Consider the following 17,567-nt stretch of genomic DNA (forward strand, 5'->3'; position numbering starts at 1 on the left):
GAATTACGTGTTCACTCTTGAGACTTGGTATTCATTTTTCGTCTTGCGACGTTAAGAATCCGTATCTTCGAGTGCCCACACAGATTGTCTGATAAATTGTTAAAGAGCAGTGCCGCTTCGCTTTTTCTCAGCGGCGCGGGGTGTGCATAATACGCTTTCCCGCTACAGAGTCAAGCATTTTTTGCTTTTCTCTGTTGAGATTCTCAGGAGAACCCCGCTGACCCGGCGGCGTGTTTGCCGTTGTTCCGTGTCAGTGGTGGCGCATTATAGGGAGTTATTCCGGCCTGACAAGCGAAAAATATAAAAACTTTATCGTTCGCTCATTTTTCAGGCAAAACATCTTAAATATAGTCTTTTCCGTCTAATTTATAGACAAAAACGAGCCCCGAAGGGCTCGTTTTATCATTACTGGACGGCGACAATCCGGTCTTCATTAACTTCCAGGCGAATAACTTTACCCGGAACCAATTCACCAGACAGTATTTGCTGTGCCAGCGGGTTTTCGATCTGCTGCTGGATAGCACGTTTCAGAGGACGTGCACCATAGACCGGATCGTAACCGTTCTCGCTCAGCAGTTTCAGCGCCTCGTCAGAAATGTGGATTTCATAACCACGTTCTTCCAGACGTTTGTACAGACGTTTCAACTGAATCTGCGCAATCGACGCAATGTGCTGTTCACCCAGCGGATGGAAGACCACCACTTCATCGATACGGTTAATGAATTCCGGACGGAAGTTATGGCTTACCACACCGAGCACCAGCTCTTTCATGTGCGCATAATCCAGTTCACCGAAGCGTTCCTGAATCAAATCGGAACCGAGGTTAGAGGTCATAATGACAACCGTATTACGGAAGTCGACCGTTCTCCCTTGCCCGTCAGTCAGACGCCCATCATCCAGTACCTGCAACAGAATGTTGAAGACATCCGGATGCGCTTTTTCCACTTCATCCAGCAGGATGACGGAATACGGACGACGACGCACAGCTTCGGTCAGGTAGCCACCTTCTTCATAACCGACATATCCCGGAGGCGCACCAACCAGACGAGACACCGAGTGTTTCTCCATAAACTCGGACATATCGATACGGACCATCGCCTCGTCGCTATCAAACATAAAGTTCGCCAGCGCCTTACAAAGCTCAGTTTTCCCCACACCCGTTGGGCCGAGGAACAGGAATGAACCAATCGGGCGATTCGGGTCAGCAAGCCCTGCGCGGCTACGACGAATAGCGTTAGATACCGCATCAACCGCTTCGTTCTGACCAATAACGCGATGGTGCAGCTCTTGCTCCATACGCAGCAGTTTTTCGCGCTCGCTTTCCATCATGCGAGAAACCGGAATCCCCGTCCAACGCGCCAGCACTTCAGCAATTTCGGCGTCGGTCACTTTATTACGCAACAGACGCATAGTTTTGCCTTCGAGCTGCGTTGCGGCTTCCAGTTGCTTTTCCAGTTCCGGGATTTTGCCGTATTGCAGTTCAGACATCCGCGCCAGGTCCCCCACACGGCGAGCCTGTTCAATAGCGATTTTCGCCTGTTCCAGTTCCGCTTTAATGGTCTGCGTACCAGAAAGCGATGCCTTCTCTGCTTTCCACTCTTCTTCTAACTCAGAGTACTGACGTTCTTTGTCGCTCAGTTCTTCGTTGAGCATATCCAGACGTTTTTTACTGGCTTCATCAGACTCTTTCATTAACGCCTGTTGTTCCAGTTTGAGCTGGATGATACGGCGATCGAGTCGGTCGAGTTCTTCTGGTTTTGAGTCAATCTGCATACGAATGCTGGATGCTGCTTCATCGATCAGGTCGATGGCTTTATCCGGCAGCTGACGGTCAGCAATGTAGCGATGTGACAACGTCGCCGCTGCAACAATTGCCGGGTCAGTAATTTGCACATGGTGGTGCAGCTCGTAACGTTCTTTCAGGCCACGCAGAATCGCAATGGTATCTTCAACAGAAGGCTCGGCAACAAACACTTTCTGGAAACGACGTTCCAGCGCAGCATCTTTTTCGATGTACTGGCGATATTCGTCAAGCGTCGTGGCACCTACGCAGTGCAATTCACCACGCGCCAGCGCCGGTTTCAGCATGTTTCCGGCGTCCATTGCGCCATCTGCTTTACCCGCGCCGACCATGGTATGTAATTCGTCGATAAACAGGATGACGTTGCCTTCCTGTTTAGCAAGATCGTTAAGTACGCCTTTTAAACGTTCTTCAAACTCACCGCGATATTTCGCCCCAGCCACCAGCGCGCCCATATCCAGCGCCAGTACGCGGCGGCCTTTCAACCCTTCCGGCACTTCGCCGTTGATGATACGCTGCGCCAGACCTTCAACGATGGCAGTTTTACCGACGCCTGGTTCACCAATCAGTACCGGGTTATTTTTAGTACGACGTTGCAGCACCTGAATGGTACGGCGAATTTCTTCATCACGACCAATCACCGGATCGAGTTTACCCTGTTCGGCTCGTTCGGTAAGGTCGATGGTATATTTTTTCAAAGCCTGACGTTGGTCTTCAGCACCTTGATCGTTCACGCTTTCACCTCCACGCATTTGTTCAATCGCTTGAGTAATGTTGGCGGTGGTCGCCCCTGCTGCTTTCAGGATGTCGGCCAGCGTGCCGCGAGACTCAAGTGCCGCCAGAACGAACAGTTCTGACGAGATAAAGTTATCACCACGTTTTTGCGCCAGCTTGTCGCAAAGATTAAGAACGCGCACCAGATCCTGTGATGGCTGGACATCACCACCAGTACCTTCAACCTGCGGTAAACGATTTAATGCCTGATTGATATCTGTGCGCAACTGGCCAGCATTAATGCCAGCGGATGTTAATAAAGGACTAACCGAACCCCCTTCCTGATTCAGCAGGGCGCTCATTAAATGAAGTGGTTCGATGAATTGGTTGTCGTGCCCGAGTGCAAGTGATTGGGCATCGGCAAGAGCAAGCTGGAATTTATTAGTAAGACGATCCAGACGCATAACTCCTCCCATAACGGATCAAAGTTGCTACTGGAGATTAAATGAGGTCATCCCTCAATTATTCAAGGTTATTGACCAGATTAATGTGAAAAGAAAATCACGCGTACCGGATCGTCTTGATTCTTTAGGTTATATCAGCCAAATGAAACTTGCCATACGACCGGTGGTCTTGTCGCGACGATAAGAGAAGAAAGTCTCATTTTCCGTATATGTACAACGGTCACCGCCGAAAATTTGTTCGACACCGACGTTCGCCAGACGCTGCCGGGCAAGGAGATAAATATCCGCCAGATACTTATCACCATGCTGAATGAAAGCTGTACTCGCTTTGGCGTCTACTGCCATAAACGCCTCGCGAACCTCCGCCCCCACTTCAAACGCGCGTGGACCAATTGCCGGCCCTAACCAGGCGAGAATATTTTCCGGATTATCAGCAAAACAGGAAACCGTCTCTTCCAGCACGCCTGAGCACAGTCCACGCCAGCCAGCATGAGCGGCGGCGACTTCCGTTCCCGCTCGATTGCAAAACAGCACGGGGAGGCAGTCGGCAGTCATCACTGCGCAAACCGTGCCCGGCGTGTTGCTATAAGAGGCATCTGCTCGTTTTGAGGCATAAGGTTCGCCAGTAAGCTTAAGCACATCTTTGCCGTGTACCTGCTCAAGCCAGACCGGTTTTGAAGGCAAACTGCCCGCAGCAAAAAGTCGCTTGCGATTCTCCTCAACGTGATCCGGGTTATCGCCACAATGAGCACCGAGGTTGAGCGAGTCATACGGGGGCAAGCTCACGCCGCCGATACGAGTGGAGCTACAGGCCGCAACACCTTTTGGCAGCGGCCACTGCGGGACAATCAGCTTACTCATAACCAGTCCACTTCATCCTTATGCTCTTCGAAATCGGCGCGCATCACCTCAATCAGCTCCACCATATCTTGTGGAATAGGCGCATGCCATTCCATTTCGATGCCGGAGATCGGGTGATAAAGACGCAGCATGGTTGCATGTAGCGCCTGGCGGTCAAACTTACGCAGCGTGGAGATAAACGCTTCCGAAGCACCTTTTGGCGGACGCGGACGGCCACCATAAACCGGATCGCCCACCAGCGGATGAGTGATATGGGCCATATGCACGCGGATCTGGTGCGTACGTCCGGTTTCCAGACGCAACCGCAGACGCGTGTGCACACGGAAGTGTTCCATGATGCGATAGTGAGTGACCGCCGGTTTGCCCATGGGATGTACCGCCATGTGAGTACGTTTGGTCGGGTGGCGGCTGATTGGTTCATCTACTGTACCGCCAGCGGTCATATGACCAATTGCCACCGCTTCATACTCACGAGTAATTTCACGCCGTTGCAAAGATTCGACTAAACGCGTCTGAGCCGGAACGGTTTTTGCCACAACCATCAGGCCGGTGGTGTCTTTATCCAGACGATGGACGATGCCCGCACGCGGTACATCGGCAATGGGCGGATAATAATGAAGCAACGCATTCAGTACCGTGCCATCCGGGTTACCCGCGCCAGGATGTACCACCAGGTCGCGTGGTTTATTAATGACGATGATATCTTCATCTTCATAGACGATATCCAGCGGGATATCCTGCGGTTCAAAACGCGCTTCTTCTTCAATCTCAGCGTTGATGGCAACCTGCTCGCCACCCAATACTTTTTCTTTCGGCTTATCACAAACTTTGCCGTTAACCAGCACGCGCTGGTCGAGGATCCATTCTTTTATTCGCGAACGTGAATAATCCGGGAACATTTCGGCCAAAGCCTGATCTAAGCGTTGACCGAGTTGGTTTTCGGACACCGTTGCAGTGAGCTGTACTCGTTGTGCCATATATACTGCTTCTTCGTTTATCGTTGGGGTTTTACGGCTTTGCCGTTTAATATAGTGTGCTATTGTAGCTGGTCTTAACCGGGAGCAGGAACAGAGAATCTCCCGTATTACATTTTGAGGAAAGTCAAAACGTCATGACGCGCATGAAATATCTGGTGGCAGCCGCCACACTAAGCCTGTTTTTGGCGGGTTGCTCGGGGTCAAAGGAAGAAGTACCTGATAATCCGCCAAATGAAATTTACGCGACTGCACAACAAAAGCTGCAGGACGGTAACTGGAGACAGGCAATAACGCAACTGGAAGCGTTAGATAATCGCTATCCGTTTGGTCCGTATTCGCAGCAGGTGCAGCTGGATCTCATCTACGCCTACTATAAAAACGCCGATTTGCCGTTAGCACAGGCTGCCATCGATCGTTTTATTCGCCTTAACCCGACCCATCCGAATATCGATTATGTCATGTACATGCGTGGCCTGACCAATATGGCGCTCGATGACAGTGCACTGCAAGGGTTCTTTGGCGTTGACCGTAGCGATCGCGATCCTCAACATGCACGAGCTGCGTTTAGTGACTTTTCCAAACTGGTGCGCGGCTATCCGAACAGTCAGTACACCACCGATGCCACCAAACGTCTGGTATTCCTGAAAGATCGTCTGGCGAAATATGAATACTCCGTTGCCGAGTACTATACAGAACGTGGTGCATGGGTTGCCGTCGTTAACCGCGTAGAAGGCATGTTGCGCGACTACCCGGATACCCAGGCTACGCGTGATGCGCTGCCGCTGATGGAAAATGCATACCGTCAGATGCAGATGAATGCGCAAGCTGAAAAAGTAGCGAAAATCATCGCTGCAAACAGCAGCAATACATAACAAAAACCTGAAACACAAAACGGCAGCCCTTGAGCTGCCGTTTTTTTATTCTGTTAGTTGTGAAACTGAAGCGATTTAGTCACTATCGATCTCATCAAATATGGCTCGCTTTGAGATATTCCTCAAGTAAAAAAACACCTCTTCCTGCGATTTCTCACAAAAAAGATTCGTTGACAAAAAGTGACAAAATTATGAGATTTCCATCACACATTTTGACATCAGGAACGGTATGCTGAATTCACCAAGACGGGAAGACAAGAGGTAAAATTTATGACAATGAACATTACCAGCAAACAAATGGAAATTACTCCGGCCATCCGCCAACATGTCGCAGACCGTCTCGCCAAACTGGAAAAATGGCAAACACATCTGATTAATCCACATATCATTCTGTCCAAAGAGCCACAAGGGTTTGTTGCTGACGCCACAATCAATACACCTAACGGCGTTCTGGTTGCCAGTGGTAAACATGAAGATATGTACACCGCAATTAACGAATTGATCAACAAGCTGGAACGGCAGCTCAATAAACTGCAGCACAAAGGCGAAGCACGTCGTACCGCAACATCGGTGAAAGACGCCAACTTCGTCGAAGAAGTTGAAGAAGAGTAGTCCTTTATATTGAGTGTATCGCCAACGCGCCTTCGGGCGCGTTTTTTGTTGACAGCGTGAAAACAGTACGGGTACTGTACTGAAGTCACTTAAGGAAACAAACATGAAACACACACCGTTTTTCTTCGCATTCTTTTTTACCTTCCCCTGAATGGGAGGCGTTTCGTCGTGTGAAACAGAATGCGAAGACGAACAATAAGGCCTCCCAAATCGGGGGGCCTTTTTTATTGATAACAAAAAAGGCAACACTATGACATCGGAAAACCCGTTACTGGCGCTGCGTGAGAAAATCAGCGCGCTGGATGAAAAATTATTAGCATTACTGGCAGAGCGGCGCGAACTGGCCGTTGAGGTGGGAAAAGCCAAACTGCTCTCGCATCGCCCGGTACGTGATATTGATCGTGAACGCGATTTGCTGGAAAGATTAATTACGCTCGGTAAAGCGCACCATCTGGACGCCCATTACATTACTCGCCTGTTCCAGCTCATCATTGAAGATTCCGTATTAACTCAGCAGGCTTTGCTCCAGCAACATCTCAATAAAATTAATCCACACTCTGCCCGCATCGCTTTTCTCGGCCCCAAAGGCTCCTATTCCCATCTTGCCGCTCGTCAGTACGCTGCCCGTCACTTTGAGCAATTCATTGAAAGTGGCTGCGCCAAATTTGCCGATATTTTTAATCAGGTGGAAACCGGCCAGGCCGACTATGCCGTCGTACCGATTGAAAATACCAGCTCCGGTGCCATAAACGACGTTTACGATCTGTTGCAACATACCAGTTTGTCGATTGTTGGCGAGATGACGTTAACTATCGACCATTGTTTGTTGGTCTCCGGCACTACTGATTTGTCCACCATTAATACGGTCTACAGCCATCCGCAGCCATTCCAGCAATGCAGCAAATTCCTTAATCGTTATCCGCACTGGAAGATTGAATATACCGAAAGTACGTCTGCGGCAATGGAAAAGGTTGCACAGGCAAAATCACCGCATGTTGCTGCGTTGGGAAGCGAAGCTGGCGGCACTTTGTACGGTTTGCAGGTACTGGAGCGTATTGAAGCGAATCAGCGACAAAACTTCACCCGATTTGTGGTGTTGGCACGTAAAGCCATTAACGTGTCTGACCAGGTTCCAGCGAAAACGACGTTGTTAATGGCGACCGGGCAACAAGCTGGTGCGCTGGTTGAAGCGTTGCTGGTACTGCGCAACCACAATCTGATTATGACCCGTCTGGAGTCACGCCCGATTCACGGTAATCCATGGGAAGAGATGTTTTATCTGGATATTCAGGCCAATCTGGAATCAGCGGAAATGCAAAAAGCATTGAAAGAGTTAGGGGACATCACCCGTTCGATGAAGGTATTGGGCTGTTACCCAAGTGAGAACGTAGTGCCTGTTGATCCAACCTGATGAAAAGGTGCCGGATGATGTGAATCACCCGGCACTGGATTATTAGTGGCGGTTGTCATTCGCCTGACGCAATAACACGCGGCTTTCACTCTGAAAACGCTGTGCGTAATCGCCGAACCAGTGCTCCACCTTGCGGAAACTGTCAATAAACGCCTGCTTATCGCCCTGCTCCAGCAACTCAATCGCCTCGCCGAAACGCTTATAGTAACGTTTGATTAACGCCAGATTACGCTCTGACGACATAATAATGTCGGCATAAAGCTGCGGATCCTGAGCAAACAGTCGCCCAACCATCGCCAGTTCAAGGCGGTAAATCGGCGAAGAGAGCGCCAGAAGTTGCTCAAGCTGAACATTTTCTTCTGCCAGGTGCAGCCCATAAGCAAAAGTAGCAAAGTGGCGCAGAGCCTGAATAAACGCCATATTCTGATCGTGCTCGACAGCGCTAATACGATGCAGCCGAGCGCCCCAGACCTGAATTTGCTCCAGAAACCATTGGTATGCTTCCGGCTTACGTCCATCACACCAGACCACAACTTGCTTTGCCAGGCTACCGCTGTCCGGGCCGAACATCGGGTGTAACCCCAGCACCGGACCATCATGCGCCGCCAGCATGGCCTGTAATGGTCCATTTTTCACCGATGCCAGATCGACCAGAATACAATCTTTCGGTAAAGGCGGTAATTTGCCAATAACTTGTTCAGTAACGTGGATGGGCACACTAACAATCACCATTCCGGCATCGGCAACAATATCAGCCGCTCGATCCCAGTCATGTTGCTCCAGAATCCGCACCTGATAACCCGAGAGTGTCAGCATCTTCTCGAACAGACGTCCCATCTGACCGCCACCACCAACGATAACTACCGGGCGTAACGCAGGACAAAGTGTTTTAAATCCTTTGTCGTTTTCACTGGAGTAAGATTCACGCATCACCCGACGCAAAACATCCTCAATCAGATCTGGCGGTACACCCAGAGCTTCCGCCTCTGCACGACGCGAGGCCAGCATAGATGCCTCGCGCTCCGGAACATAAATAGGCAGTCCAAAGCGGCTTTTCACCTCGCCCACTTCAGCAACCAGTTCCAGACGCTTCGCTAATAAATTCAGCAGCGCTTTATCGACTTCATCAATTTGATCGCGTAATGCGGTCAACTCAGCAACCATAATAAACCTCTTAAGCCACGCGCGCCGTCAGCTGCCCGTTGAGATCATGATGGATCTCACGCAGTAAGGCATCGGTCATTTCCCAGCTAATGCAGGCATCGGTTACAGACACGCCGTATTTCATTTCGCTACGCGGCTGTTCGGAAGACTGATTACCTTCGTGGATATTACTTTCAATCATCAGACCAATAATGGAGCGATTACCATCTTTGATCTGAGCAACCACGGACTCTGCCACCGCAGGCTGACGGCGATAATCTTTATTGGAATTACCGTGGCTGCAATCTACCATCAGAGACGGGCGCAGTCCCGCCTGTTCCATCTCTTTTTCACATTGCGCAACATCCGCAGGGCTATAGTTCGGCGCTTTACCACCGCGCAGGATCACATGCCCGTCCGGATTCCCCTGAGTTTGTAGCAACGCAACCTGCCCTGCCTGGTTAATGCCAACAAAACGGTGCGGCTGGGCGGCGGCACGCATAGCGTTAATTGCCGTTGCAAGGCTGCCGTCGGTGCCGTTTTTAAAACCAACCGGCATGGAAAGCCCGGAGGCCATTTCACGGTGAGTTTGCGATTCCGTTGTACGAGCACCAATTGCTGACCAGCTAAACAGATCGCCCAGGTATTGCGGGCTATTTGGATCTAACGCTTCCGTCGCCAGTGGCAGTCCCATATTCACCAGCTCAAGCAGCAATTTACGCGCGATCTGCAGCCCGGCTTCTACATCAAAAGAGCCATCCATATGGGGATCGTTAATTAACCCTTTCCAGCCGACAGTGGTACGGGGTTTTTCAAAATAGACGCGCATTACCAGATAGAGGCTATCGCTGACCTCTGCGGCAAGGGCTTTAAATCGACGAGCATATTCCAGAGCAGTTTCCGGATCATGAATGGAACAAGGACCACATACTACCAACAGACGAGGATCGCGCCCGGCGATAATATCTGAAATGGTTTTACGCGAGTCAGCAATCTGGGCTTCTTGTTGCAGGCTTAATGGAAAAGCGGCCTTCAGTTGTTCCGGAGTCATTAAAACCTGTTCGTCGGTAATATGTACGTTATTCAGCGCGTCTTTTTGCATGATGGCGATCCTGTTTATGCTCGTTTGCGATAGTTGATCCTCAGCGAGGATGACGTAACGATAACACATAAAGTAAAGTTTTCAATCCATATTTCGTACATTTTTCTTTACAGGAACAATTTACTCGCGCTTTTGATGCTTATTTTGTACAAATAAATTTACACCTCCTTTAAAAACAATCCGCTATGCTTTGAAAAAGGAGAAAGAAATGATGAAAAAGTTTATCGCCCCCTTGTTGGCTTTACTGGTTAGCGGATGTCAGATTGATCCTTATACTCACGCGCCAACCTTGACCAGCACCGACTGGTATGATGTCGGTATGGAAGATGCGATATCGGGCAGCGCCATAAAAGATGACGATGCATTTAGCGATTCACAGGCGGATCGCGGTCTATACCTTAAAGGATATGCCGAAGGACAAAAGAAAACTTGCCAGACCGATTTTACTTATGCCCGAGGACTTTCTGGTAAAAGCTTTCCTGCCAGCTGCAATAATGTTGAAAATGCCAGCCAACTGCATGAAGTATGGCGAAAAGGGGCTGATGAAAATGCCAGCACAATACGATTAAATTAATTACCCCCCAAATAAATTAAGCATGAGATTTTACTCATTATGTTTTATTTCTCACATTGATGACGACTGCATGAAAAAATGATATTTTAATGAGCATTCTGAAAAAATATCGATGCATTTCGAGCGAAGATGGTGAGGATCCCTGAATGCGTTTTTCTCACCGACTGTTCTTACTGCTGATTCTCCTGCTGACGGGAGCACCAATACTCGCTCAGGAACCTTCTGACGTTGCGAAAAACGTGCGTATGATGGTTTCCGGTATTGTCAGTTACACCCGCTGGCCTGCGCTATCAGGGCCACCAAAGTTATGTATCTTTTCATCTTCACGTTTTAGTACCGCCCTACAAGAGAATGCCGCGACATCTTTGCCTTATCTGCCTGTCATCATTCACACTCAACAAGAGGCGATGATTTCAGGCTGCAATGGTTTTTATTTTGGCAACGAGTCACCGACATTCCAGATGGAATTAACCGAACAATATCCGTCAAAGGCGTTATTATTAATTGCCGAACAAAATACCGATTGCATTATTGGTAGCGCCTTTTGTCTGATCATCCACAATAATGACGTCAGATTTGCCGTAAACCTGGATGCCTTATCGCGTAGCGGTGTAAAGGTCAACCCGGATGTCTTAATGCTCGCACGGAAGAAAAATGATGGATAACGATAATTCTCTTAATAAGCGCCCCACGTTTAAAAGAGCATTACGCAACATCAGTATGACCAGCATATTTATCACTATGATGCTGATCTGGTTGCTGCTTTCAGTGACCTCGGTGCTGACCCTGAAACAGTACGCGCAAAAAAACCTGGCACTGACAGCAGCAACAATGACTTACAGTCTGGAAGCAGCGGTCGTTTTTGCCGATGCCCTGCAGCAACTGAAACACTGGCGGCGCTGGGGCAGCAAGGGCAATTTTCAACTGCAGAAGTGCGTGATAAGCAGCAAAATATTCTGGCATCCTGACATTACACCCGTAAGGATCCAGGCGATACTTTCAGTAATTTCATAAGCCACTGGCTCTTCCCTGCCCCCATCATTCAGCCGATTCGTCACAATGGTGAAACCATTGGCGAAGTACGCTTAACCGCTCGCGACAGTTCAATCAGCCATTTTATCTGGTTTTCGCTCGCCGTACTAACCGGTTGTATTCTGCTGGCATCAGGCATCGCAATTACCCTCACCCGCCATTTGCACAATGGTCTGGTGGAAGCATTGAAAAATATCACCGATGTCGTGCATGACGTACGTTCCAACCGCAATTTTTCCCGAAGAGTTTCGGAAGAACGTATCGCTGAGTTTCACCGCTTCGCACTCGACTTCAACAGTCTGCTGGATGAAATGGAAGAGTGGCAGCTTCGTTTACAGGCCAAAAATGCGCAGCTTCTACGTACCGCACTACATGACCCATTAACCGGGCTGGCTAACCGCGCAGCGTTTCGTAGCGGCATCAACACGTTGATGAACAATTCCGATGCCCGAAAAACGTCGGCGTTACTATTTCTTGATGGCGATAATTTCAAATATATCAATGATACCTGGGGTCATGCGACGGGCGATCGTGTCCTGATTGAGGTGGCAAAACGGTTAGCTGAATTTGGCGGACTGCAACATAAAGCATACCGCATAGGCGGCGATGAATTTGCGATGGTCCTCTTTGGTGTACAGTCGGAATCCGAAGTACAGCGGATTTGCTCAGCACTGACACAAATCTTTAATCGCCCGTTTGATCTTCATAATGGTCATCAGACCACCATGACATTAAGCATTGGTTACGCGATGACCATTGAGCATGCCTCTGCGGAAAAATTACAAGAGCTGGCCGATCACAATATGTATCAGGCCAAACACCAGCGTGCCGAAAAGCTGGTGAGATAACAAGGATATATCGATATGATAAAGCACCTGGTAGTACCCCTGATTTTCACCTCGCTAATACTGACTGGCTGCCAGTCCCCTCAGGGAAAGTTTTCTCCTGAGCAAGTCGCCGCTATGCAATCTTATGGATTTACTGAATCCGCCGGCGACTGGTCGCTGGGCTTATCAGATGCCATTCTGTTCGCAAAAAATGACTACAAATTGCTCCCGGAAAGCCAGCAACAGATCCAAACCATGGCAGCCAAATTGGCCTCGACAGGGCTAACGCATGCCCGTATGGATGGACACACCGACAACTATGGTGAAGACAGTTACAACGAAGCCTTATCATTGAAACGGGCGAATGTCGTGGCCGATGCATGGGCTATGGGTGGACAAATTCCGCGCAGCAATCTCACCACACAGGGTTTAGGAAAAAAATATCCCATAGCCAGTAACAAGACCGCCCAGGGCCGCGCCGAGAACCGCCGCGTCGCAGTGGTGATTACTACCCCTTAAAACACGAGCAAACAGATAAAAAAAGGGCCAGCCAATTGGCCAGCCCTTCTTAACAGGATGTCGCTTAAGCGAAACCTTAGTTAAGACGCTCTTTGATACGAGCAGCCTTACCAGTACGCTCACGCAGGTAGTACAGTTTAGCTTTACGAACAGCACCACGACGTTTGACAGAAATGCTGTCAACTACCGGAGAGTGAGTCTGGAAGACACGCTCAACGCCTTCGCCGTTGGAAATTTTACGAACAGTGAATGCAGAGTGCAGACCGCGGTTACGAATAGCGATAACCACGCCCTCGAATGCCTGCAGACGTTTTTTGGAACCTTCAACAACCCATACTTTCACTTCCACGGTATCACCCGGACGGAAGGAAGGTACGTCCTGCTTCATCTGCTCTTGTTCAAGTTGCTTAATAATGTTGCTCATAATTTAATCTCTTATCCTGGGTAAACTGATATCTCGGGGGCTTACGCCATCCCATCATGTTTATGTTGCTGTTGTGCGTGTTCAGTTTTGAACTCCGCCAGCAACCTTGCTTGCTCTTCAGTCAGAGCCAGGTTTTCCAGAAGTTCAGGTCTTCTAAGCCAGGTACGGCCCAGCGACTGTTTCAAACGCCAGCGACGTATCTCGGCATGGTTGCCCGACAGTAACACTGACGGAACTTCCATCCCTTCTAACACCTCAGGCCGCGTATAGTGCGGGCAATCCAGCAATCCTTCAGCAAAGGAATCTTCCGTTGCCGAGGCTTCATGTCCCAGTACTCCCGGAATAAACCGGGAAACGGAGTCAATCAGCGTCATTGCTGGTAACTCACCACCACTGAGAACGTAATCGCCGATTGACCATTCTTCGTCAATTTCGGTTTGGATCACGCGCTCATCTATACCTTCGTAGCGACCGCACACCAGAATCAATTTTTGATTCGTTGCCAGTTCGCTGACGCCCGCTTGATCAAGCTTGCGTCCCTGTGGTGACAGATAAATCACCTTTGCGCCTTCACCCGCCGCGGCTTTTGCTGCATGAATGGCGTCCCGCAAAGGTTGCACCATCATTAACATCCCCGGTCCGCCGCCGTAAGGACGATCGTCCACGGTACGGTGCCGGTCATGCGTGAAGTCGCGAGGACTCCAGCTCTGGATGCTCAGCAGGCCATTTTTAACTGCCCGGCCAGTTACCCCGTAATCGGTAATTGCGCGGAACATTTCAGGAAACAGGCTAATTATGCCAATCCACATAGCGCCGTCTTTTACCGTTTATCCGGTGGTTTAAAAACCAGGATCCCAATCTACTTCAATTGAACGAGTAGTGAGATCGACTTTCTTGATAACCTGCCCATCGAGGAACGGTACGAGACGTTCCTTGATACCAAACGCATCTTTCAGGTTTGCCTTAATGACGAGAACGTCATTAGATCCGGTTTCCATCATATCGACGACTTTACCGAGATCGTAGCCTTCAGTGGTTACTACCTGGCAGCCCATCAGGTCTTTCCAGTAGTAGTCACCCTCTTCAAGCTGAGGCAGCTGCGATGAATCCACGACAATTTCACAATTCGTCAGCAGGTTCGCCGCATCACGATCGTCAACGCCTTTCAGCTTGATGATCATGTCCTGATTGTGGTGCTTCCAGCTTTCCAGCTGGACTTGCTGCCACTGACCCGCCTTCTGGATAAACCAGGGCTGATAGTCAAAAATGCTTTCGGCGTCTTCGGTGGAAGAAAACACTCTGAGCCACCCACGAATACCGTAAGACGAACCCATTTTTCCCAAAACGATGGGATCAACAGGTGCTTGCGCGGTGAGTTGTTTGCTCATCATGACCACCGTGACAGATTAAGCTGCTTTGTTTACTTCTTTGATCAGCGCAGCAACGCGATCAGAAATAGTTGCGCCCTGGCCAACCCAGTGAGCGATGCGATCCAGATCCAGGCGAGTGCCTTCTTCTTTTTCGCTAGCGATTGGGTTGAAGAAACCAACGCGCTCGATGAAGCGACCGTTGCGTGCATTACGGCTGTCAGCGACAACAACCTGGTAGAACGGACGCTTTTTAGCGCCGTGACGTGCTAAACGAATAGTTACCATAACATCCTCTTGTGTGAATAAAACAACCGGACCCCATCGAGGAACGGAGTCCGGTGTCATATTAAAAGCCCGAAAATTTTACTCATTTTTGCGGAAATTGCAATCAACAGTTGCTAACTCTGCTGTAAAAGGCCGTCGGCGGTGCAGCCAGTTTGGTGCCGGAGTGCGCGCAGTCACCGGAGCGTACACGCAGTACGTGAGGATGACGAGCACACCCCGGTGCTAAAATGACAAACAAGCCAGGCCGATTAGCGACCAGGAAATCCCGGCGGCATCATCCCCTTCATGCTTCTCATCATCTTCGCCATTCCGCCCTTCTTCATTTTCTTCATCATGCGCTGCATGTCGTCGAACTGTTTCAGAAGACGGTTAACGTCCTGCACCTGCATACCGCAACCGGCAGCAATACGACGCTTACGCGAACCTTTTATGATTTCTGGCTTAGCGCGCTCTTTCATCGTCATTGAGTTGATGATGGCTTCCATACGCACCAGCACTTTATCGTCCATCTGCGACTTGACGTTATCCGGGATCTGCCCCATGCCCGGCAGTTTGCCCATCAGGCTGGCCATGCCGCCCATATTTTTCATCTGGCGCAGTTGCTCAAGGAAGTCGTTGAGATCGAAGCCGTCGCCTTTTTTCAGCTTGCTGGCTAATTTCTCTGCCTGCGCGCGGTCAACTTTGCTTTCGATATCTTCGATCAGTGACAGTACGTCGCCCATACCGAGAATACGCGACGCGATGCGGTCCGGATGGAACGGCTCCAGCGCCTCAGTTTTCTCGCCAACACCGAGGAACTTGATCGGTTTGCCAGTGATGTGACGAATAGAGAGCGCCGCACCGCCGCGGGCATCGCCGTCCACTTTGGTCAACACTACGCCGGTAAGCGGTAACGCTTCATTAAATGCTTTTGCCGTATTGGCCGCATCCTGACCGGTCATGGCGTCAACCACAAACAGGGTTTCAACCGGGTTAATCGACGCATGGACTTGTTTGATCTCGTCCATCATCGCTTCGTCAACGTGCAGACGACCAGCGGTATCCACCAGCAGCACGTCGTAGAATTTCAGTTTGGCTTCTTTCAACGCCGCGTTAACAATATCAACCGGCTTCTGACCAACATCAGAAGGGAAGAAATCAACGCCCACCTGCTCAGCCAGCGTCTCAAGCTGTTTGATTGCCGCCGGGCGATAGACGTCGGCAGAAACCACCAGCACTTTCTTCTTGTGCTTCTCGCGCAGGAACTTACCGAGTTTACCAACGCTGGTTGTTTTACCGGCACCTTGCAGGCCTGCCATCAGCACGACCGCAGGCGGTTGCGCAGCCAGGTTCAGGGTCTGGTTCTCTTCGCCCATCGCCGCAACCAGTTCGTTACGGACGATTTTGACGAACTCCTGCCCCGGCGTCAGGCTCTTATTAACTTCATGACCAACCGCTTTCTCTTTTACGCGATTGATAAACTCACGCACTACCGGCAGAGCGACGTCCGCCTCCAGCAGCGCCATGCGCACTTCGCGCAGCGTATCTTTTACGTTGTCTTCAGTGAGGCGTCCACGGCCACTGATATTGCGCAGCGTGCGCGACAAACGATCGGTTAAATTATCAAACATTGTCTCTCGCCTGGGGTGGAAACGGTTGGCCGCAATCGCGACACATCATCAGTATTTTGCCGCAGTATAACATGAAGGCGTCTTTGTTGTTATGCAACGGTTGGAGCAGCGTTCACCTGACGCTATACTGCTTCTCTTTCTTATTGCTCAAACTGTCGACATCACTATGCCCGTTTTTGCTCTGCTCGCGCTTGTCGCCTACTCCGTCAGTCTTGCGCTGATTGTTCCCGGTCTGCTGCAAAAAAACGGCGGCTGGCGGCGCATGGCTATTATTTCTGCGGTCATTGCGCTGGTCTGCCACGCAATCGCTCTGGAAGCCCGCATCCTGCCCGACGGTGATAGCGGACAAAACCTCAGCCTGCTGAACGTTGGTTCATTGGTCAGTTTGATGATCTGTACGGTAATGACCATTGTGGCTTCTCGCAATCGTGGCTGGTTGCTGCTACCCATTGTCTATGCCTTTGCGCTTATCAACCTGGCGCTGGCGACCTTCATGCCCAATGAATACATCACTCATCTGGAAGCAACGCCTGGGATGCTGGTGCACATTGGCTTATCGCTCTTTTCCTATGCCACGCTGATTATCGCCGCCCTGTACGCGCTGCAACTGGCGTGGATTGATTACCAACTGAAGAACAAGAAGCTGGCGTTTAACCAGGAAATGCCGCCATTAATGAGTATCGAGCGTAAAATGTTCCACATCACGCAGATTGGCGTGGTGCTGCTAACGCTCACGCTTTGCACTGGCCTGTTCTACATGCACAACTTATTTAGCATGGAAAATATCGACAAGGCCGTGCTCTCTATCGTGGCGTGGTTTGTCTATATTGTGCTGCTGTGGGGACATTATCATGAAGGATGGCGTGGACGTCGCGTCGTCTGGTTTAACGTTGCGGGTGCAGTCATTCTGACACTGGCCTACTTCGGCAGCCGAATTGTCCAGCAGTTAATCAGCTAAACCCAGAAAAG

18 protein-coding genes, 1 pseudogene and 1 other annotated feature are annotated in these 17,567 nt (G+C 50.0%); of the genes and pseudogenes, 9 read left to right on the forward strand and 10 right to left on the reverse strand.

Going from position 1 to position 17,567, the window contains the following annotated elements:
* Positions 1-405: 405 nt before the first annotated feature.
* From clpB to rluD, 3 genes are all read right to left on the reverse strand, one after another.
* Positions 406-2,979: an ATP-dependent chaperone ClpB gene (clpB, locus tag ACJHYR_RS02265; RefSeq protein ID WP_001235102.1), complete on the reverse strand. Its 2,574-nt coding sequence runs from the start codon at positions 2,977-2,979 to the stop codon at positions 406-408.
* Positions 2,980-3,108: 129 nt separating this feature from the next.
* A complete protein-coding gene (gene yfiH / locus ACJHYR_RS02270; RefSeq protein WP_000040155.1) occupies positions 3,109-3,840 on the reverse strand; it encodes a purine nucleoside phosphorylase YfiH in 732 nt (243 codons plus the stop codon).
* The gene (rluD, locus tag ACJHYR_RS02275; RefSeq protein WP_000079112.1) at positions 3,837-4,817 is read right to left on the reverse strand and encodes a 23S rRNA pseudouridine(1911/1915/1917) synthase RluD; all 981 of its coding nucleotides are present in this window, start codon (positions 4,815-4,817) and stop codon (positions 3,837-3,839) included. Before rluD ends, yfiH begins: the two co-directional genes overlap by 4 nt.
* A gap of 134 nt (positions 4,818-4,951) precedes the next feature.
* On the opposite strand from rluD, the gene bamD reads away from it, so the two are divergent.
* The 4 genes from bamD (at position 4,952) to pheA (ending at position 7,712) form a co-directional block, all read left to right on the forward strand.
* Positions 4,952-5,689 (forward strand): outer membrane protein assembly factor BamD, encoded by a 738-nt coding sequence (bamD, locus tag ACJHYR_RS02280; protein ID WP_000197686.1) that lies wholly within the window; start codon positions 4,952-4,954, stop codon positions 5,687-5,689.
* A gap of 270 nt (positions 5,690-5,959) precedes the next feature.
* Positions 5,960-6,301: a ribosome-associated translation inhibitor RaiA gene (gene raiA, locus ACJHYR_RS02285; RefSeq protein WP_059327700.1), complete on the forward strand. Its 342-nt coding sequence runs from the start codon at positions 5,960-5,962 to the stop codon at positions 6,299-6,301.
* Between the two features lie 102 nt (positions 6,302-6,403).
* Positions 6,404-6,529 (forward strand) — a sequence feature (Phe leader region).
* The gene (pheL, locus tag ACJHYR_RS02290; protein WP_001386991.1) at positions 6,405-6,452 is read left to right on the forward strand and encodes a pheA operon leader peptide PheL; all 48 of its coding nucleotides are present in this window, start codon (positions 6,405-6,407) and stop codon (positions 6,450-6,452) included. It overlaps the preceding feature by 48 nt.
* Positions 6,530-6,551: 22 nt before the next feature.
* On the forward strand, positions 6,552-7,712 hold the full coding sequence (gene pheA / locus ACJHYR_RS02295) for a bifunctional chorismate mutase/prephenate dehydratase (RefSeq protein ID WP_000200119.1): 1,161 nt from the start codon (positions 6,552-6,554) through the stop codon (positions 7,710-7,712).
* 42 nt (positions 7,713-7,754) lie between these two features.
* Here pheA and tyrA read toward each other — a convergent pair whose 3' ends face one another.
* Positions 7,755-8,876 (reverse strand): bifunctional chorismate mutase/prephenate dehydrogenase, encoded by a 1,122-nt coding sequence (gene tyrA, locus ACJHYR_RS02300; RefSeq protein WP_000225203.1) that lies wholly within the window; start codon positions 8,874-8,876, stop codon positions 7,755-7,757.
* Between the two features lie 10 nt (positions 8,877-8,886).
* Complete coding sequence (aroF, locus tag ACJHYR_RS02305; RefSeq protein WP_001168043.1) at positions 8,887-9,957, reverse strand: 3-deoxy-7-phosphoheptulonate synthase AroF; 1,071 nt, start codon at positions 9,955-9,957, stop codon at positions 8,887-8,889.
* 208 nt (positions 9,958-10,165) lie between these two features.
* Between aroF and ACJHYR_RS02310 the strand changes: the two genes are divergently transcribed.
* The 4 genes and pseudogenes from ACJHYR_RS02310 to ACJHYR_RS02325 all read left to right on the forward strand — a co-directional run bounded on the left by ACJHYR_RS02310 (position 10,166) and on the right by ACJHYR_RS02325 (position 12,909).
* Complete coding sequence (locus ACJHYR_RS02310; protein ID WP_001296308.1) at positions 10,166-10,531, forward strand: DUF2799 domain-containing protein; 366 nt, start codon at positions 10,166-10,168, stop codon at positions 10,529-10,531.
* A gap of 146 nt (positions 10,532-10,677) precedes the next feature.
* A complete protein-coding gene (locus tag ACJHYR_RS02315) occupies positions 10,678-11,196 on the forward strand; it encodes a YfiR family protein (RefSeq protein WP_001212388.1) in 519 nt (172 codons plus the stop codon).
* Positions 11,186-12,411 (forward strand): annotated as a pseudogene (gene dgcN / locus ACJHYR_RS02320) (diguanylate cyclase DgcN). The gene ACJHYR_RS02315 and the pseudogene dgcN overlap by 11 nt, the downstream one beginning before the upstream one ends.
* Before the next feature lie 15 nt (positions 12,412-12,426).
* A complete protein-coding gene (locus ACJHYR_RS02325; RefSeq protein ID WP_001544856.1) occupies positions 12,427-12,909 on the forward strand; it encodes an OmpA family protein in 483 nt (160 codons plus the stop codon).
* Between the two features lie 76 nt (positions 12,910-12,985).
* Here ACJHYR_RS02325 and rplS read toward each other — a convergent pair whose 3' ends face one another.
* The 5 genes from rplS to ffh form a co-directional block, all read right to left on the reverse strand.
* Positions 12,986-13,333, reverse strand: a complete 348-nt coding sequence (gene rplS / locus ACJHYR_RS02330; protein WP_000065253.1) for a 50S ribosomal protein L19 — start codon at positions 13,331-13,333, stop codon at positions 12,986-12,988.
* A gap of 41 nt (positions 13,334-13,374) precedes the next feature.
* The gene (gene trmD, locus ACJHYR_RS02335) at positions 13,375-14,142 is read right to left on the reverse strand and encodes a tRNA (guanosine(37)-N1)-methyltransferase TrmD (RefSeq protein ID WP_000264781.1); all 768 of its coding nucleotides are present in this window, start codon (positions 14,140-14,142) and stop codon (positions 13,375-13,377) included.
* Positions 14,143-14,172: 30 nt separating this feature from the next.
* Complete coding sequence (gene rimM, locus ACJHYR_RS02340) at positions 14,173-14,721, reverse strand: ribosome maturation factor RimM (protein WP_000043335.1); 549 nt, start codon at positions 14,719-14,721, stop codon at positions 14,173-14,175.
* Positions 14,722-14,739: 18 nt separating this feature from the next.
* Entirely contained in the window at positions 14,740-14,988 is a 249-nt protein-coding gene (rpsP, locus tag ACJHYR_RS02345) for a 30S ribosomal protein S16 (RefSeq protein ID WP_000256450.1), read from the reverse strand.
* A gap of 248 nt (positions 14,989-15,236) precedes the next feature.
* A complete protein-coding gene (gene ffh / locus ACJHYR_RS02350) occupies positions 15,237-16,598 on the reverse strand; it encodes a signal recognition particle protein (protein WP_000460035.1) in 1,362 nt (453 codons plus the stop codon).
* A 166-nt stretch (positions 16,599-16,764) separates the two neighbouring features.
* Between ffh and ACJHYR_RS02355 the strand changes: the two genes are divergently transcribed.
* Positions 16,765-17,556: an inner membrane protein YpjD gene (locus tag ACJHYR_RS02355; RefSeq protein WP_001338897.1), complete on the forward strand. Its 792-nt coding sequence runs from the start codon at positions 16,765-16,767 to the stop codon at positions 17,554-17,556.
* The last annotated feature ends 11 nt before the right edge of the window (positions 17,557-17,567 follow it).

It is taken from the genome of Escherichia sp. WS1450 (genome assembly GCF_046487395.1).
Lineage (GTDB): Bacteria > Pseudomonadota > Gammaproteobacteria > Enterobacterales > Enterobacteriaceae > Escherichia > Escherichia coli.

Bases quoted from the DNA above. Each gene is read 5' to 3' on its own strand.
- clpB (WP_001235102.1), bottom strand. From the start codon at position 2,979: ATGCGTCTGGATCGTCTTACTAATAAATTCCAGCTTGCTCTTGCCGAT.
- yfiH (WP_000040155.1), bottom strand. From the start codon at position 3,840: ATGAGTAAGCTGATTGTCCCGCAGTGGCCGCTGCCAAAAGGTGTTGCG.
- rluD (WP_000079112.1), bottom strand. From the start codon at position 4,817: ATGGCACAACGAGTACAGCTCACTGCAACGGTGTCCGAAAACCAACTC.
- bamD (WP_000197686.1), top strand. From the start codon at position 4,952: ATGACGCGCATGAAATATCTGGTGGCAGCCGCCACACTAAGCCTGTTT.
- raiA (WP_059327700.1), top strand. From the start codon at position 5,960: ATGACAATGAACATTACCAGCAAACAAATGGAAATTACTCCGGCCATC.
- pheA (WP_000200119.1), top strand. From the start codon at position 6,552: ATGACATCGGAAAACCCGTTACTGGCGCTGCGTGAGAAAATCAGCGCG.
- tyrA (WP_000225203.1), bottom strand. From the start codon at position 8,876: ATGGTTGCTGAGTTGACCGCATTACGCGATCAAATTGATGAAGTCGAT.
- aroF (WP_001168043.1), bottom strand. From the start codon at position 9,957: ATGCAAAAAGACGCGCTGAATAACGTACATATTACCGACGAACAGGTT.
- ACJHYR_RS02310 (WP_001296308.1), top strand. From the start codon at position 10,166: ATGATGAAAAAGTTTATCGCCCCCTTGTTGGCTTTACTGGTTAGCGGA.
- ACJHYR_RS02315 (WP_001212388.1), top strand. From the start codon at position 10,678: ATGCGTTTTTCTCACCGACTGTTCTTACTGCTGATTCTCCTGCTGACG.
- ACJHYR_RS02325 (WP_001544856.1), top strand. From the start codon at position 12,427: ATGATAAAGCACCTGGTAGTACCCCTGATTTTCACCTCGCTAATACTG.
- rplS (WP_000065253.1), bottom strand. From the start codon at position 13,333: ATGAGCAACATTATTAAGCAACTTGAACAAGAGCAGATGAAGCAGGAC.
- trmD (WP_000264781.1), bottom strand. From the start codon at position 14,142: ATGTGGATTGGCATAATTAGCCTGTTTCCTGAAATGTTCCGCGCAATT.
- rimM (WP_000043335.1), bottom strand. From the start codon at position 14,721: ATGAGCAAACAACTCACCGCGCAAGCACCTGTTGATCCCATCGTTTTG.
- rpsP (WP_000256450.1), bottom strand. From the start codon at position 14,988: ATGGTAACTATTCGTTTAGCACGTCACGGCGCTAAAAAGCGTCCGTTC.
- ffh (WP_000460035.1), bottom strand. From the start codon at position 16,598: ATGTTTGATAATTTAACCGATCGTTTGTCGCGCACGCTGCGCAATATC.
- ACJHYR_RS02355 (WP_001338897.1), top strand. From the start codon at position 16,765: ATGCCCGTTTTTGCTCTGCTCGCGCTTGTCGCCTACTCCGTCAGTCTT.